Source organism: Methylobacterium sp. 275MFSha3.1 (assembly GCF_900108435.1).
Taxonomy (GTDB): Bacteria; Pseudomonadota; Alphaproteobacteria; order Rhizobiales; family Beijerinckiaceae; genus Methylobacterium.
In genome coordinates this window covers 60,484-78,047 of record NZ_FNWP01000026.1, presented here as the reverse complement: position 1 = coordinate 78,047, position 17,564 = coordinate 60,484, and the positions used below count along the sequence as shown (strand labels likewise).

Sequence of the window (17,564 nt, the reverse complement as noted above, 5' to 3'; positions counted from 1 at the left end):
TTTCGTTAGCGTGAAGACTGCCATGAAGAGCACGACACAGCAGGATCAGCTCGAGATCGTGAGCGACCTCGCGGCCTCGCTCGCCGACCGGATGCTGATGGAGCGCCTGACACAGGGGAAGCTGCCCCTCGCGAACGCGAGTCGCCTCTGGACAGCCTCGCTGCTCCTGGAAGAGCACGCGCGGCCCATCCCGCGCATCGTGACGGACGTCCTCGAGCAGGTCCGGCACGTCGAACCGGACGACCCGGACGACGACGCGGTCGACGGGAACGACGCCGACGGGACCTATGCGGGGCCGGACCTGGCCGCGGCGCGGCGACCGGCCCGGCCGGCGCACCGGCGCGGGCTCACCCGCTTGCTCCGACCGTTCCGGCAGGCGGCCGAAGGCTGACCCGCGTCGACGGCGCCGGACCATCTGGCGGATCCGGAGTTCCCCGCGCGCGCCCGGGACGCTAAGACCGTTCCCGAGCGTGGCGGCGGGCGCCGCCGCGCCAACGGGCTTCGGGACACGAGAGATGAGCATCCCTGAACGGCGCGTCCGCACCCTGTTCGACGAGGCGGCCATCGCCAAGCGCAACGACGAGCTCGCCCGCGAGATCCTCGCCGCGCGGCCCGAGAACCTCCTCGTCGTGGCGGTGCTCAAGGGCAGCTTCATGTTCGCGGCCGACCTGCTCCGGTCGCTGCACCGGGTGGGTCTCGCCCCGCAGGTCGAGTTCGTGCACCTGTCGAGCTACCGCACCGGGACGGTCTCCAGCGGGCAGGTCGAGATCCTGCGCGACGTGCAGAGCGAGGTGCGCGGGCGGGATGTGCTGCTCGTGGACGACATCCTGGAATCCGGCCGGACCGTCGTCTTCGCCAAGGACCTGCTGATGGCCCGCGGCGCCCGGCGCGTCCTCACCGCGGTGCTGCTGGAGAAGCCCGGCAAGCGCGCCGTGACGATCGACGCGGATTTCGTCGGCTTCACCTGCCCCGACGTGTTCGTCGTCGGCTACGGGATGGACGCCGCCCACGCCTTCCGCCAGTTGCCCTTCGTGGGCGTGGTCGATTACGGGGACGGCGCCCCGGACCTGTTCGACGCCTGACCGTGCCCGCGGCGCGGCATTTTCGCCGCGCGCCGCGACCCGCGGGACAATTCAGCCTGCGACGACTTGACAGACGGAGAATTCGTCTGCGTCTGTCGACATTTGAGCGTGCGCGGCGTCGCGACGCGGCGCGCGCGGATTTCGGGGACGGTTACGGGACCACATGGCGCGCATCCTCCTGGTGGATGACGAAGAGACCGTCCGGGGCTTCCTGAAGCGGGGGCTCGAGATCGACGGGCACGCGGTCGTCACGGCCAACGACGGCAGCGACGGGCTCGACCGCCTCAACGAGGCCGACGGCGGCTTCGACCTGATGCTCACCGACATCCGCATGCCGCTCATGGACGGCATCGCGCTGGCCCTCGCCGCCAAGCGCGATTTCCCCGACCTGACCATCCTGCTGATGACCGGCTTCGCCGATCAGCGCGAGCGCGCGCGCGGGCTCGACGCTATCGTCACCGACGTGCTGACCAAGCCCTTCTCCCTGGCGGATCTGCGCGCCACGGTGAGGCGTGCGCTCGCCGCCTGAGCCGGGCGAGACCGGTTCAGAAGAACTTAAACATTGCTTTTAGGTTGAGCTTCACGAAAGCGTGGCATCTTCGGTCCGACTGATCAGACCGAGCACGGAACGCCATGTATCGCCGGGACCGGGACATCGACGCGGCGGCGTACCAGGCGGACCGCTACGGCTGGGAGCCGGACGACACGGACTGGGACGACGACCGCGACGCGCGGCGGCCGCGCAGAGGCGTCGTCGGCCGGCTCTTCTCGCCGACGAAGCTCGCCCTCCTCGCGGTGCCGGCCGGGCTGTTCCTGTACGGCAGCTTCGCGGATTGCAGCGCCCGCCCGGCGGCGGGCTGGCTCGGTCTTGTCGGGGCCGGGGCCTGCGCCCGTACCGAGATGCTCGGCAACGTCCTGTCGATCCAGGACAACCTCGCGCTCCTGAAGCGGCTCATCGACTGAGCGCCCGCTCAAGGCCCTTCCGCGCTCCGCCGATCCGCTCCGAACCGACCTCCGCGAGGCCGCCATGTCTACCCGCCCGCTCCTCCCGGCCTCGTCCGGCCGCGCCTCCGACGCCCTCGAGGAGGCCCATTTCCGCGCTCGCATGGCGCGGGTCGGCCCGGACGGCGCGCACCGCACCCCGCGCCGGAACCGGGCGCCCGAGCGGCGTCGCGGCTTCCGGCTCGGCTGGAAGGGCTGGCTCGTCGTCGACTGCCTGGTCGTGCTGCTGGTCGTGGCGGGCGTGGTGGCGTGGCCGCCGGTCCAGTCCTGCCGCAACCAGGACCAGACGGTCGGGTTCTACGCCGGCGATTCCGTCGGCAAATGCATCCGGCGCGGCATCGCCGACCGCCTCGACACCGCCGACCAGCGCCTCAAGGGTCTGATCCGCCGCTCGGGCCATTGAGGGCCGGCGGCGCAGATCCTGGCGCGGCTCGGATTGAGCGGCGCTTGTACGCTGTTTCTGCGAACCGAGTATCTGTCTCGCGCGCCCCGCCACCTTCCGTTCTCAGCGCCCCCCACGCGGTGGCGGCGGGTCTGAACCGGTACGCCTGTGCCGACTAACGAAACTATTGATAAGATATCACATCCAAGGCTCGACATGTTCCAGGGCGCCCATACGTTGGTGCCGCATGACACCAATGGACGAGTGCTCATGCCCGGATATCGAAATCCGGGCCTAGCTACTCTCTCGACAGCGACCACGTTGTCAAAACTGAGTTGAATCGAACGCCATATTCCTGGCTGCTCGAACGCATGGAGCGCAAGAGCCGGCATTTCAGAACGTTCGCCGACGACATGAAGCAATTCGCCGATTTCTCGGACGTCGTTGACCGCGACCTCGACGGCCGGACACCGTTCCTGCCGAACGGCTACTTCAGCTACGGCGACGCATTGGCCCTGACGACTGTCCTCGCCACACGCAAGCCGGCCCGGTATGTCGAGGTCGGAGGCGGCAACAGTACGAAATTCGCTCGCCGCGCAATCGGCAAGTACAAGCTCAACACCAAGATCGAGGGCATCGACTCCAATCCGCGCTCAAGCGTCCGCGACATCGCGGATAAGTGGATTTCTGACGGCCTTCTCGATGTCGACCCGTCCTACTTTCAATCGCTGAAGGATGGCGATGTGCTGATGCTGGATGGCAGCCATCTCCTGTTCTATGGCAGCGACACGACGCATTTCTTCCTGCGAATCTACCCGCTTCTCCGGCCGGGCGTGATCGTGCATGTGCACGACATCCATCTGCCATATGAGTATCCTGAGGTTTGCGACAGGCTGTTTTGGAACGAGCAATACATTGTCGCCATGATGTTTTACTATAAGCCTGCGTCCGACATTATCGCTCCGATCAAGTACATGCATCGTGAGGGCATGTGCGACGAGGGTGCCGGCTTCTGGTTCGAGGTCTAGCGGGATCCGCACCGGAGATCGCCATCGCTTCTGACACATTGGCAACCGCTCGGCATACGCATAGCGGTGAACGGAATGACGGGCAGGGAATATGTAAGCGATACGGCATTTCGCGCGCATCCAACGGCGAACGGGCTTCGCGTTGATGCGATCATCGGAGGCCTTCTACGCTTCTATACGAACGCGCGGAGTACCGGACGATGCCTGGGCTGACCTGGCGGCTTGCCGGTCCGAGCGAGCCCTCCCTCGGAGGCCAGGCCACCCCGACCGGATCGGCGGCGGCGGCCGCGCCGTGGCGCTGATCCACGGCAACAGCCCCTGCTGCTCGCGCGAGCGGCGCCCTCGACGAACTTCACCCTCGACGGGGATACGTTGGGTCGGACCAACCCTGCCCGCGCAGATGGGGATCGACCCGGTCGACGAGAGCTTCCCGACCTGTCGGACGCGGCACTGGGCTCGAAGGTCGAGTGCGCGCAACACCCGCACGCCACGGTGCGGGCCTGGACCGAGGTCCCGACCTCCATCGGCCTCGGCCCGACCAAGCCCTGCTTAAGGGGTGCCGGTGCGCGGGGCGGGTCAGTCGGCACGACTGGAACACCAAGTTGTCGATTCGTACGCAGCGGGACACGACGCAGGTGAGCAATCTGCCGGTGACTGACGCGTGAGCGGTCGTATCACCGACCACGTGCCGCCGACTCCAGCTCAGGCGCGCATTGCCGATTGTTAGCCATAGGCCTCCGACCGAGCCATCGCGTGCAGCGAGCGAGGCGCGCGCACGGCAGTGGATCCCGGTACGCTCTGCAATATCGATGGCCGTCGAGGAATCTGGGCATCACGCCTTCTCGAAGCCCACACATGTTAGCCATTCGGATATGGTGATACGTTCAATAGCGTAATCTTCTTTATAATATCCAAATTTCCCATTCGGAGGTACGATCCGGATTAAGATATCAATCCCGGCTTCCGGGAGGGACGGAAACGATGACTCTGAGTGAACGCCTCTTTCTGACGAAAGGGCGGCCATCCGGCTTCGATTATATGCGAATTGGTCTCGCCGCAATGATAGTGTTGTGGCACACTGTGATAGTTTCTTATGGCATAGAAGCTCAAAGATGGCTCATTTTGGGACCCTCGCGTCCAATATGGGCCATGATACTTCCCATGTTTTTCGCACTGAGCGGATTCCTCGTTTCCGGAAGTCTAGAACGCTCTCGAACGATCGTCGGGTTTTTGGGACTTCGACTAATTCGCATCTTCCCTGCGCTGGCAGTGGAATCGACAATAGCAATGATGATCGTTGGAGCGCTGTTCACGTATTACCCGCTCCCAAAGTATTTTACGGATCCAGGTTTCTGGTCCTATACTTTGAACATGATAGGCGTCGTTCGGTATTATCTCCCCGGCGTCTTTACTGATAATCCAACTACGCAGGTGAACGCGCAATTATGGACACTTCCTTACGAATTGTATTGCTACATATTGATATCTGTATTTTATGTAATCGGCTTCTACAGATCGGAAAAACTGATTTTTTTCGGCTGCCTGGTGATGCAAGTCTTAGTCATGATCACCATTTATACGCGAACGCAGGTTGACGAAGGGACTGTTCGCGGCCCTGTGCTTGTCTTATCCTTTCTGTACGGCGCGTACCTCTATCGGGTCAGAGATCGAGTTCCATATAGCGCCCCGATTTTCTTCGCATGCGCCATTGCCATGGTTGGGTTTCTTTATCTTCCTATCTTCAATGCCCTCTCCGCACTTCCTGCCGCCTATGTGACTATCTATTTGGGGATGCGGAATCCGACACGGTCCGCAATTGTGACAAGCGGAGATTATTCATATGGCATTTTCTTGTATGGATTTCCGATACAACAGGCAGTGTCTGCAGTTTTTCCGGATCTTCGGCAGTGGTGGATTAATTTTTTAATTTCGACCCCGATAATAATTTCGGTTGCCTATTTTTCATGGCATTGCATTGAGAAAAGAGCACTCCCCCTTCGGGGTCCGTTGATGAAATTCGAAAGCTGGTGCATGTCTTATTGCGGAAAACTACTTCATACATGTAAAAACAGTATCGCATTCGACCTGAAGAGCAGATAGGTATCTCGTCAATTTAGATGTATGCTGCACACGGGAAGCAACAGGAATATCAAAAACTGAATTCAGTATCAACCGCACATTCTAGATATCTGGATCCTGTCCTGTCAGGACGATCCCTCCCAGCGAAGCCGCTACAAGTCGCGAGCGGTTTCGTCGTCGACCCCGCTACCCGGGTGCGATCAGGATGCACGTGCACGCCTTGCCAACAGGTCTCCGCCTGCGGCGATCGGTTGGGGAGGCGATCACCCATTCGATGATCTGGCAGGCGACCCTACCACTGACACCGCTTCCCTGCGCGAAGCCGCTCAACTGCTCCAGTACGCGTTCGGTGGTCGCCGCTCGGGCAGCACCCGGATCTATCACGCTCATCCCTATATCGGGTGCCCCAGCAGGATCGCGGTCCGAACCATGTTGCGCTTTCGAGCCGGCTTGTGGGCGGCGCGCGCAACGGCCGCGCGAGTGTTCTGTCGAATGGTCGCGGTGATGTCACGGTGCCGACCCTTCGGAAGCGGGTAGGTCCTGCCGGCGCGGTCGGCCAGCACCGCGACGACCACGGCGCGGATCGCCCGATCGGTAACCTCGCGGTCTCGCGCAGCTCGGCGAGTCGAGGGTTCCTTGGCCATTCACTCCCAAACCGTGGACTTTGCCATGAACTGTGCCGCCTCCCGCATCGCTCGGGCGCCGGCCTTCTTCGGCCCACTCCAAGGGTTGCGCGCACGCACGATGAACGGAACGTGCCGAGATGTGTGCCTTGACGAAGCGCCCCCAAACGTAGTCAAAAGCGCCTCTGACGCACCGAAACCGCCAATTTTCTCAATGGTTTCAGAGCGCCTGCCGGTGTAGCACAGCGGTAGTGCAGCGGTTTTGTAAACCGAAGGTCGGGGGTTCGATCCCCTCCGCCGGCACCATGAAATTCACCATGAAATCAACAGGTTAGGTCGACGATAAGGGCGAGACAGCCGCTACTCTTACACAGCGGTGTCACACATTGCCTATCCGAATCGCCCGGCCGTGGAAGGACCCGACGTCCGGGGTCTATCACCTTCGGCAGCGGACACCTTCAGATTTGCTCCTACGGCTAAGGGGCCAATCCGTTACGCTTCCCATCGGGGAGGCGTCGGCTTCGTTAACTGTCGGCTCTATCGTCCAGGCATCTCTGCGGACCAAAGACCTACGCGAAGCCAAGGTCCGTCATGCGATTGCCGATGGTGTGCTGAAGCGGTTCTGGCACGCCCACCGAACTGGGATGATCACACACACCCCAAACGATGGGTCTAGCGCGCGCGAGACTGCCCTCCTACGTCCAGCCATCGGCAATATCGCAAAAGAACCCAAGTGCCGGCCTCGCCCCGCATCAGGGACAGCGGAGAGCACAGAACTCCTCTTGACCGTAGGCGACCTGTTTGAACGCTGGGCGACCTACAATGCCGACAAACGCTCACGGAACACGATCAAACGGTACCGTGGCAGCTTTCGGTCCCTATCGAGGTTCTTCGAGGGGCGTGACGTTCGGACGCTGACAACCGACGACATGTACTCGTGGGCGGAAACGCGACGCGACTTCGAAGGCATCTCCGTCCAGGCAATCAATCGCAATGATCTAGCCACCGTTAATTCGGTTTTTCGTTGGGCGTCAGGGCGATCTGGTGGCTCGATGATTTCGGGCAACCCCGCATCAGGCGTCTCGCTCGATAGGCCCAAGATAGCGCCTGGACGCGAACGAACATTCCGAGAGAACGAAGCCGTAGCGATCCTGGCAGCGGCATCTGCGACGGTTCCCGATTCGATGAACCTACCCCGCAGTGCGACCCGAAGGTGGTGTCCATGGCTTGCCGCTTACTCAGGAGCGAGGATCGGTGAACTGACGAGCCTGGAACGTAGAGACATACGTTTTGAGGCTGGCATACCCGTGATGGACCTGCGGATCACGAAGACGGGCCAACCTCGCTCCGTACCAATCCATCCCCACCTCATTGAACAGGGTTTTCTCGCGTTCGTGGAAGCGTGCGGCCCCGGCCCACTGTTCTATGACGAGAAACGTCACAGGAGCGCGTCGGCCACGTCACCCGGAGAGCTTCAGAGCCATAAGCTAGGTAGATGGGTCCGCGAGACCGTCAAGCTCGATCCGGGCGTCCATCCGAACCACGGTTGGAGGCATACGTGGAAGACGCGCGCTCTCGGAGCCGGGATCGAAGAACGGTTACGGGACGCAATCACCGGTCATAGCGTCGCATCGGTAGGCCGGCGATACGAAACACCGACCCTAACGATGCTAGCTGACGCAATGAAGCTGTTTCCAAAGTACAAATTGAAGTACACCGACACAGCTTGACCAACGTGTAACTCGGCAATCTACGTCGATTACCTTCGAGTTGCCAATCGCTTTATGGCAATGCATTGCTCCGATGGCCAGAAGCAGAGTTAACAAATGTTATCGATGCCATTTCGCCAGTCGCGACAACTAGTTACAAACTTTCGACGAGTTCGAACAAATATCTAACGATAGCCTTGCGCCAACGTGAAGTTGCGGCCATCATACCTCGTTATGTCACCGCGAGTTGATCCGAGCGATCATTCGCGACCAATCTCTAGGCGAGTGATTCCATGAAGTCGGTTAAGATACTTCATCTAAGCGACCTTCATTTGCGTAACCCGTGCGCCTGGGATCAAGAAAGAATAATTAGTGCCTTAATGACGGACATCGCGAAATTGCGGTTCACCTCCGACGCACCCGATTTGATTGTATTTTCAGGTGACTTAGTTCTTGGAGCGGCTCTTGAAGAAGCATACGCGCCTGTCTTTGATCTATTAGTCAAGATAATGGAAGCGCTCGATTTATCTGAAGACAGATTAATTATTTGCCCCGGCAATCACGATATCAATAGGGATGTTGTTGGAGCAAATATTCCAGCGCTGGAAGATTATAGGAGTTCAGCATGGACATATAGTGGCGCAAATAAATTGATAGAAGACAGAGCATTCCAGAGTTACGTCGCGAAAGCCTTCAATGAGTATAACAGCCTCGCGGGTGCGCTATCAAATCAAAACTGCACTTATTCAGATGCCTTCTCTTCGGTATATTACATTCGAGATCTGGGGCTGGCGATAGTTGTATTCAATACAGCGACATTGTGTGCCGGTGGTATCATAGATAAACTTGCCGATCAGGGAAAATTGTTTGTTTCAGAGAAAACAATCGTAACGTCATTAGATAAGGTCCCGAACGGAATAGTTCCTCTTGTTGTCGGCCATCATCCGCCAAGCTGGTTTAGCGACGACAATCAATCGATATTCGAGAGAATCTTGGCCGGAAAAACCTTGGGCTATCTAAGTGGACATTTGCATGATGTCTCCCCCAGGCAATCTCAGCTGTTAAGCGGGGGCTTTCTTCACGTCCAAAGCGGGGCGCTATATTGCGGTCGGAATTATTGGAACGGCTACGGATTAATCAATATAGCTCCGGAAGAGGGCCACGCAAGAATAGCATACAGAAGATGGTTCGAGCACCGTCTTGGGTTCTCTAAAGCGGAAGATCTCGGCGATGATGGAGTATTCTACTCTTCCGAGTCAGCGAAACATTTTTTTGACGCGCTAACACCTGGGTTTGACCTGCATATGCTTGAAAGATGGCGTGTCACCAAGTTGCTGCCACATCTTTCTGAAAAGTGCGCTAACTTGGTATCGAATAGCCCGTCGGACAATTTGTTCGTACCCCCAGATTTTGACCGCGAGATACCATTTAGAACTGAAGGCGAAGCACGCATCGGTTCTCGAGTAGAAACTTTTTCAATTGACGACATAATAAGCTCGAAACTTAATTACGTTATCTCAGCACGACTTGAGTCTGGCAAATCAACGCTATTAAACCAGATCGCTCATCGGATTGCGCAACAGTCTGCATTTGTGCCGAAATGGGCGGTCCCTGTCGTTATTCAGTTTAACTCTATTAAGACATTGTCAAAAAGCATTGATAAGCTTGTCAAAGATCAACTGCCGGATCTTGAGATCAGCGCTAACTCGCTACTCGAAGGCGGCCACATAACTATTCTTGTCGACGATATGGATTTCAATATAATCAAGAAAAAGAAGGCGCTTGTCGACTTTGTTATAAATTACCCTAAATGCCGATATATCTTCGCGACTAGCACTACTTTCGTTGAAACAGCGGCCCTGCAGCCCGAAATCGTTCCTGATATTCCATTTACGCGCGTTCGGATGCGGCCATTCCGTAAGGGTCACCTGCAAACCTTAGTGGAAAACCACGGCTTAACGGATCCCAAGCAGGTCGACCAAATGGTTGAACGAGTGATCCGCGACGCGAGTGCGCTAAACGTGCCGCTTACGGCTGTCACCGGCACATTTTTGATTCAAATCATTCGTGAAGAGCCTGATAGTACAGTTTTAAATCAGGCATCTCTGATCGAGCGCTATATAGAAATGTTGCTGCAAAAATACGCGCCCAGGGAACTCTTACCTGGGACGTTTGATTTCCGGAATAAAGTAGATTTGTTATGTAATGTGGCGGAGATAATGACCCGCCAAGATGAGTATGATCCAACGGAAAACGACTTGATTGGATGGTGCATCGCATACTTGAAAGAGTATGGTCTTAGATATACTGCTACCGACTTGGTAAATTATTTTGTCGAAGCACGCATCTTGGAACGGCATGGAGATCGTATCCGCTTCCGATTGCGTATGTTCTTCGAATTTTTTGCTGCAACACGGATGTCAGATTCGCCGGAATTCAAAGATTACATATTTGATGACTCACGTTATCTTGCATTTATAAACGAGATTGGTTTCTATTCGGCATTAAACAGAAGAGACAAAGCAAAGATAGATGACGTTCACATCAAATTTTTGAAATTGACTGAAGAACTTAATAAGGTCGACAAACTCGAAGACGTGCATGCCTTCTTCCGCGATTTGGCAGTTCCTATGAAAACCACCACCGAAGAGGAACTTACGTCCCTGCGCGGTCATCTCAAAACACCTGAGCAGATCGACAGTCTCAGAAAAGAACTTTCAGAAGGCACCGATCTACACGACCAAGAACAATCACAATCAGTCATACGGCAGAGGTTCAATACGCCACAAGAGAAATGGGTTGGCCATCTCTTATTACTGAGTGGGATGGTCAAACATATGGAGCTAATCAAAGATGCAGATAAAAGAAGATTACTGACCGGTGCCGTCGAAGGCTGGGCAAGATTTACAGCAATGTCGATGGATATTGTATCTGAGCTAGCTGTTAGAAAGCGAGTTGTGTTTAACGGAGTAACTTATAGATCTTCATTAGGTGATGATTTACCGGTTGGAGAGACGGCTCGACGCTTAACTCTTTATATGCCGATAGCGGTTGCACGGATGGCAAGCGTCTTTGTTGGCACCGAGAAGCTTCGTTTGCAGATCGAAGACGGGATCGGATCAGAGGAGGAGCCGGCTGCACGACAATTCTTGCGCATGTCGATCCTAGCCGATTTAGGAGTCCCCGGGTTGCCTGAAGTCGCTAAGAAGGCAAGCGAGAGAATGGGAGATAGTCAGTTTCTTCAGCATGTGCTCGCGAGAAAATTATATGAAGTAGCGGTGCGCTTTAGGTTGAATAAAGAAGAGTTGGCAGAGATTAGGGATATAGTTGGAAATTCGTTCATCCAGCTGAACAACACTCCTCGCGGAAAGCAGATCGCTTCAAAGAACAATATAATTGCTGGAATGGAGCAGCAAAGATTGCAGCTTAAGCTTGGCAAGCGCTGAACCACAAATACTCCGCGTTTGAACAACCTATTAAATGGGCGGCCTTCGACTAGTAGGTCGCCCATCAATCGTACTATTCCCGCTTTAGGAGCCATCCTATGGGAGCGTTTATATTCACAAAATGTGCGATGCAATAATTTAAAAGATTTTGTTGACCGTGCAATATCGGCCTTTTTTGATGTGCAATTTACCACATTCAGATCAGTATTAAAAGTTCCTTCAAATGCACATCTCTTAAACTACATGTTTTGTTTCTGTCAAAAATTGTAAATCGTCATTAAGGTCAGTGTCGGCTATTCCTTCAGGCCACTTGCTGCAATGATGAACGCGGTACCAAGAATTAAGATATGTGTCTTGGATATGGCGTTGCTATGATATATGTTGTTCGCAAGGGGGGGGGCAACATGGCAGCGTTCGATACATGGCACGTCGGTCAAGCTATTTTCGGTTCACATTCCCGCTGCAAGGTCCCTTATCAAGTTCGAACGTCCCTTACACATCCCCTACAGATCGCGACCCTCTCTATTGGCGAGAACAAAGCACGCGTGGGCATCACCATTTGTCCCGGCAAGGTGGATCACACGTCAGCCGGTGGACCGTGGGAGCGAGACCTACAGGCTGATGTGGCGGCTATCCAAGGTTGGGGAGCCTCGTCGGTCCTTACCCTTCTGGAAGCCCACGAGTTCGACCTACTAAATGTGCGAGGCTTGCCAGAGGCTGTAAGGGATGCGGGCATGATCTGGCACCATGCCCCGATTCCTGATGTCAGCGTTCCACGTCAGGCCTTCGATGCGGCATGGCGCACCATAGGGCCTCGCCTCGTGGAGCAGCTACGTCACGGACAGTCGGTGGTGGTCCACTGTAGGGGTGGCCTTGGTCGGGCGGGGATGATCGCGGCTAGGCTCGTTACGATAGTGGGCGAGGAACCTTCGAGGGCGATTGAACGGGTCCGCGCTGTCCGGCCAGGAGCGATAGAGACGCCGGCACAGGAAGCTTACGTTCTTGGGCAGAGGGTCTGAATGTCTGAAGCCGTACGTGACCGTGCCCTAGGAGCATTCATTGGCCTTGCGGTTGGCGATGCGCTCGGAACCACCCTTGAATTCGAGATACGAGATACGAAGCCGCCCGTGACGGATATGGTTGGTGGTGGTCCGTTCAACCTGAAGGTTGGCGAATGGACGGACGACACCGCGATGGCTTTGTGCCTCGCTGATTCCCTCTTGGCCTGTGACGGTCTGAACGAACAAGATCTCATGGAGCGGTTCTGCCGCTGGTACGAACTCGGCGAGAACTCGTGCACGGGCTCTTGTTTCGATATCGGGATCACCACGAGGAAGGCCCTGGAAGCGTATCGGCGCACAGACAATCCGGTAACGGGGCCTGTTGATCCCCGTACCGCTGGAAACGGTTCGATCATGCGCTTGGCGCCTCTGGTTTTGCGCTACTGGAACGATAACGACCGCCTGAAGGATGCCGCTCGTCGCCAGAGCTACGTGACCCACGGCGCAGAGGAGGCAGTGGACGCGAGCGAAGCCCTAGCGACGGTCCTTGTCTCGCTTATCGGAGGAAAGCCGTTGTCGGACGTTCTCTCCGAATCCTACGGCCCATTCTGTCCGAGGGTTCAGGCCATCATGGACGGGTCGTGGCGCGGGAAGGCTCGGGGTGACATCCGATCATCAGGCTATGTGATCGACTCGCTTGAAAGCGCCTTCTGGTGCCTGTCCGAGACCACCACCTTTCGGGATGCCGTCCTCCTGGCAGTGAACCTTGGGGACGATGCAGACACGGTAGGGGCAATCACCGGACAGCTGGCAGGGGCAACGTACGGGATGTCTTCCATCCCCGAGGAATGGTTCGCGCGGCTGGCCTGGAATGCACGATTAGCCAATGAAGCGGATCGACTGTTCGATGCCAGTTTCCGCCTAACTAATGTACCGTGATCATCGGTTTATGGCGTAGACTTAACTGCTTTTTACACTATGGCCCGGCTCGACACGCCTCGGATGAAATCGAAGTAGTAGTTCCCGAGGAATCCGACCGCATTAACTACCTGTTAATAGTTGCATAACTGCAACAGCATTCGAGACTTTATATGCTTATCTGGCGCAATATTGGAGCGTCGGCCATGGCACGAAAGCACATTTCATTAGTTTTGGCAGCCCTTGTAAGTAGCGGCTGTTCTATAAAGCCGATACCAGATACCGTAACTGGTTTCTCGACCTACCGCATAGCCGAGAGAGTAAAATGTGAAGCGCAAGGTGCAGTCGCTGCCGCGATTACAAAAAGACTTCGTGATGATAAGAATGAAAGAGGACTTGAAATCGCCAATTTGATAGATAGAGATCCGCGCAACGTTCGATTGCTAAAAGATTATAGTCGCCTACCCGAGATACAGCGCAAATCTTTTGGGCTATTCGACGACACAATTGCCGTGTTTGATTTCCAGCTTCGAATGACAGAGAGTAACAATTTAGGTGGCGGTACAAATCTAGGCAATCCAATTACCACAGGCCTAAATCTTGTTGGGCTGAAGCTGTCCGACAATAAAGAGAGGCAAAACTTTAGAACTTTCCGGATCACGACAAATATTGTAGACTTGATGTTCGAAAATTGCGACCCCGTGCAGCAATATGATCCAAAATTTAAATATCAGAATTTCGAATATCCAATTGCTGGTCGGATTGGATTAGATGAAACTTTTCAGACCTATTTCGAAATCGCATTTACCAATAAACTTGGGCCGTTGAAAGAATTGTCTGGGCAGAGTCCCTTTGTAGATACAATAAAATTTACGACTTTTGTTTCGGGAGAAATCAGCACAGGAATTGCTGCAACTCCTGCTGGTAGAGGTTACCAATTCCGAGATGCTAACCTCGCTTTTGGCGCTTCACGGCGAGACGAACACCAGCTAATCGTCGGTCTCAGTCTTCCCGAAAAGAGCAAAGAGTCCGGTGGACCAAAAAACACAGCCTTGCTAGTCAATCGAGCCGTAGATAGGTCTATCACAAAACTTCAATTGTTCGGGTTAAATCCTTTAAATCCATTCGGGCCTTTGAACGATGATTAGATGGGGCTGTTTTTGATCAAATCCGTAGATCAGTTAAGCTGCAACATAGCGGAACAGTTTTAGCGAGACCGGAATAGATCAAAAGAAAAATAACATAACCAGGCAACAGACTATGGAGCATCAAACGCTCAATGCCCCCTGTCCATTGCGTCAGGCCTATACCATCGCCCTCTGCCACACCGGGCATATGTCACGAGTCAGGTACGCCATCAGATTACGATAATCGGCAACCGTCTCGGCGTAGTCCAAGGCGAATAGGTCCTGGCAGATCTGAATCGCCCGAATTATCGTAATGCGGCACTCGACCTTCACCCTATCCTTGTCGTCCAACATACTATCAAAATCGTCGATAATATCCTCTAAATGATAGAACATCCGCTTGAAGTCGAAGGACCTTTCACCATCATTCAAACGATAACGATAATACGCCTCCTCGGAACCACGACGGAGCATCTTTCGCAGAACATAGCTATTATCGCTATTGGTGCTGGACGCCGAAAAAGAGAAATTTTTCATTGTATGTTCAATAATGCCTTCTATTTGATGATATGGTAATAACTTGATTGGAAATTCTGTGTTTACGTGGTCATTTATTTCAAATCTTGCGTGAAATTCTCATCGCGCTTGCCGAATTTGGGGCTTGGGCGGGATTAATTTCTACATTGCTGATCCAGCTTTTATTGTGTTTCTTATGCCTTCACCTCTTTCTTTCCGAGTGGAGGGTGGATGTTACTTACCTAAATTCCAATAAAAAATAATTATTGGATATAGGAAGTTAGGTAACAAGCCTCCATTCCTCCACTGCTATTAAGTCAGCCAATCGCGACCGAAGGGAAGCGACGGGAGCGAAGCCCCGGAATTATTATTTCAGTCGTATACCGGTTCGTGCATTGCCCTTGCTCAGCTTTCGAATACCGATGTCGTAATTATTCAATGCTTTAGAAAATGCAATTTGATTCAATGGTTCGACGCCACTGTTATTCGAATAAGCGACATAGTGGTTGTATAGTTCGCCAGCCATCACACGACTGGTGCCATCACGGATGCAAGCTTCTTCGATAAACTCCCTCACGTTATCATTCTCATTACGATAAGCGTTCAGCGCCTTGCGGACCGACTCAGGTGGAGCAAGAAAGTCGCCCTTCATCTCTCCAATCTGACGCAAGCCTTCAAGCGCCCAATTCAAAATGCCCGGCAATTCCCCCTTTAGCTTTTCCAGAAGTCTAGGGTCCTGCTCTGCTGGCGTGAACGCCCGCTTGAACTCAATCAAATGCAACCGTCGCCAAATGGCATCATCATTTCCGGCAATTCGTGGTAGTTCATTGCTTCCAAACCACATCTTGAACTCAGGTTTTAGATTGAAATAATCCTTGTACAGGCGCTTGACCGACATCATATCCCCACCGGTCATGCGTTTCACTTTCGCGGAGGCCAATCGATCTCCTGCTTCACCTTCCGTAGCAAAGACAAACCTTTTCCCGTCAAGCGAGGCAAGATCGTCCGTTTTATCGTTCCCGAATTTCGCTTGCATGATAGAGTGCGGAGGTAGAGACGTTCCGTAATCGCCCATCAATGCTTGCAAAAGGTTCAGAAACACCGATTTGCCATTTGCCCCCGTGCCAATAAGAATGAACATGGCTTGGGCTTCAACGCTGGCAGTAAGAGTGTATCCTACTGTTCGCTGAAGGTAAGGAATGACTTCAGGGTTGTCTTCAAAAATCTCTCCGATGAACTTCGAGAACAGAGGGCATTCTGCATTTGGCCTGAAGTCGGTCCCGATGCGTTTCGTTACAATATCGTTCGGGTCCACTAAATTCATCATGGTCAGATCAAGCACACCATTCCGCGTTCCCAACAGATAAGATTGACGGTCAAATCCCCTATCATCTCTACGCTTAAATGTCTTTGCAAGTTCAAGAACCGCGTTGATCCGAGCATTGGATTGTGCCGCTCGAAGCTTGATTGGATCATTCGCAACATTGCCGGTAGTTGGTGTCTTTAAGAAATCGATAATCTCGCCTTTCACTTCAAATACCGTGATCGGATCGTGCACACCAGAATTTCTCTTGTAGAACTTCTCGGAATACTCGCCGTAGATAATAGTTTCGCTGGTAGAGGCATGAAACGCTTCGGCCGTCGAGATGTCCGTGTTGGTGTCTACAACCACACTGATCGTTTGCACATTGCGGCCCCGGTCATCCTGTGATGGTACGGATCCATCGCCTTCCATCCATTCAATAAGACATACGATAGCTTTCTCCGATCCAAAAAGATCAATGAGGTCTGACTTCCATCCAACTTTTCGCTCAGTCTCGTATCGATTATATGTAGTCGCAATCGCCAACAGCCTATCTTCTCTTTCTTCATCTTCGGTAATGGAGCAAAGAGTGCCTATGATTTTCTCACATGCTTTGCGATCAACCCCACTGCAAGCACATAAACCGGCGAATTGCATTGCCAGTTTGTGCCGACCTTTTTTGATCCAGAATGCAGACAGAAAGCTTACTGTTGCAATCTGTCTTATAGCCGTGAGTAGGATGCCGCGATCACATGGGGTGGGCGAACCATCCTTCCCTTCTTCGAATCGCACCATTTCGCCATCGTCGGGGTGAATCGACGGGGGCATCATAGTTTGACAGCCGTTCCCTCTAAACTCGACCAGGGTTTTGCCGTCGTTGGGATTTTTCAGGCGAAGCGACGCGGTATCTCCTTCGACGCGATAGAAATAATGGGATGCCGGACGACTATTGCGACCCATCACCATATTGGTCTCCGGCAACAACAATGCTCCGGCAGCAATCGTATTGGGGCCATCCAGGTCAATGTCGACTAGACCATACGATGCGGTTCCCGTTAGGAGACCTACATTGATCGCCTCTGGAATGGCGCCGAATTGATCTATTTCATGCAGCGAGACACCGTTGTTCGGCCAATCCGACAGCAATGGACGCTTGGTTTTGCCGACAAGAGGGATGTAGCGATAGGTTTCTGATTTAATATTAAATGTCACGTAGATACTCTAATTTGGTCATGCGAAATCATTCGGACGATTTGGCCCGGATGTGATATTTGCAATAATGGTAGTAGTTGAATGACGCCGCAGGAATATCAGGGCGCCGGCTTGATGCAGTCGACTGTGATTTTAG

The 17,564-nt window shown here is 54.2% G+C and carries 12 protein-coding genes and 1 tRNA gene; 12 read left to right on the top strand and 1 reads right to left on the bottom strand.

From position 1 onward, the window contains the following. The first annotated feature begins 22 nt into the window (after positions 1 to 22). From BLW78_RS25330 to BLW78_RS31040, 12 genes are all read left to right on the top strand, one after another. Positions 23 to 391 (top strand): hypothetical protein, encoded by a 369-nt coding sequence (locus BLW78_RS25330; protein ID WP_091682829.1) that lies wholly within the window; start codon positions 23 to 25, stop codon positions 389 to 391. A 124-nt stretch (positions 392 to 515) separates the two neighbouring features. Beyond that, positions 516 to 1,082: a hypoxanthine phosphoribosyltransferase gene (gene hpt / locus BLW78_RS25325; RefSeq protein WP_020094392.1), complete on the top strand. Its 567-nt coding sequence runs from the start codon at positions 516 to 518 to the stop codon at positions 1,080 to 1,082. A 163-nt stretch (positions 1,083 to 1,245) separates the two neighbouring features. After that, the gene (locus tag BLW78_RS25320) at positions 1,246 to 1,611 is read left to right on the top strand and encodes a response regulator (RefSeq protein WP_007567202.1); all 366 of its coding nucleotides are present in this window, start codon (positions 1,246 to 1,248) and stop codon (positions 1,609 to 1,611) included. A gap of 104 nt (positions 1,612 to 1,715) precedes the next feature. Then, on the top strand, positions 1,716 to 2,045 hold the full coding sequence (locus BLW78_RS25315; protein ID WP_091682827.1) for a hypothetical protein: 330 nt from the start codon (positions 1,716 to 1,718) through the stop codon (positions 2,043 to 2,045). 64 nt (positions 2,046 to 2,109) lie between these two features. Further along, a complete protein-coding gene (locus BLW78_RS25310; protein ID WP_091682825.1) occupies positions 2,110 to 2,487 on the top strand; it encodes a hypothetical protein in 378 nt (125 codons plus the stop codon). Positions 2,488 to 2,837: 350 nt separating this feature from the next. Beyond that, positions 2,838 to 3,494, top strand: a complete 657-nt coding sequence (locus tag BLW78_RS25305) for a class I SAM-dependent methyltransferase (RefSeq protein ID WP_091682823.1) — start codon at positions 2,838 to 2,840, stop codon at positions 3,492 to 3,494. 981 nt (positions 3,495 to 4,475) lie between these two features. Beyond that, a complete protein-coding gene (locus BLW78_RS25300) occupies positions 4,476 to 5,594 on the top strand; it encodes an acyltransferase family protein (protein WP_091682821.1) in 1,119 nt (372 codons plus the stop codon). A gap of 833 nt (positions 5,595 to 6,427) precedes the next feature. Then, a tRNA-Thr gene (locus BLW78_RS25290) sits at positions 6,428 to 6,502 on the top strand. 1,696 nt (positions 6,503 to 8,198) lie between these two features. After that, positions 8,199 to 11,351 (top strand): metallophosphoesterase, encoded by a 3,153-nt coding sequence (locus BLW78_RS25280; RefSeq protein ID WP_091682851.1) that lies wholly within the window; start codon positions 8,199 to 8,201, stop codon positions 11,349 to 11,351. Between the two features lie 347 nt (positions 11,352 to 11,698). Further along, a complete protein-coding gene (locus tag BLW78_RS31855) occupies positions 11,699 to 12,370 on the top strand; it encodes a cyclin-dependent kinase inhibitor 3 family protein (protein WP_348272467.1) in 672 nt (223 codons plus the stop codon). Further along, positions 12,371 to 13,291: an ADP-ribosylglycohydrolase family protein gene (locus BLW78_RS31850; protein WP_244527051.1), complete on the top strand. Its 921-nt coding sequence runs from the start codon at positions 12,371 to 12,373 to the stop codon at positions 13,289 to 13,291. Positions 13,292 to 13,476: 185 nt separating this feature from the next. After that, entirely contained in the window at positions 13,477 to 14,418 is a 942-nt protein-coding gene (locus tag BLW78_RS31040) for a hypothetical protein (protein WP_139215693.1), read from the top strand. A gap of 862 nt (positions 14,419 to 15,280) precedes the next feature. On the opposite strand, the gene BLW78_RS25265 is transcribed toward BLW78_RS31040, so the two are convergent. After that, positions 15,281 to 17,428: a phage/plasmid primase, P4 family gene (locus BLW78_RS25265; protein WP_139307739.1), complete on the bottom strand. Its 2,148-nt coding sequence runs from the start codon at positions 17,426 to 17,428 to the stop codon at positions 15,281 to 15,283. Positions 17,429 to 17,564: the final 136 nt, after the last annotated feature.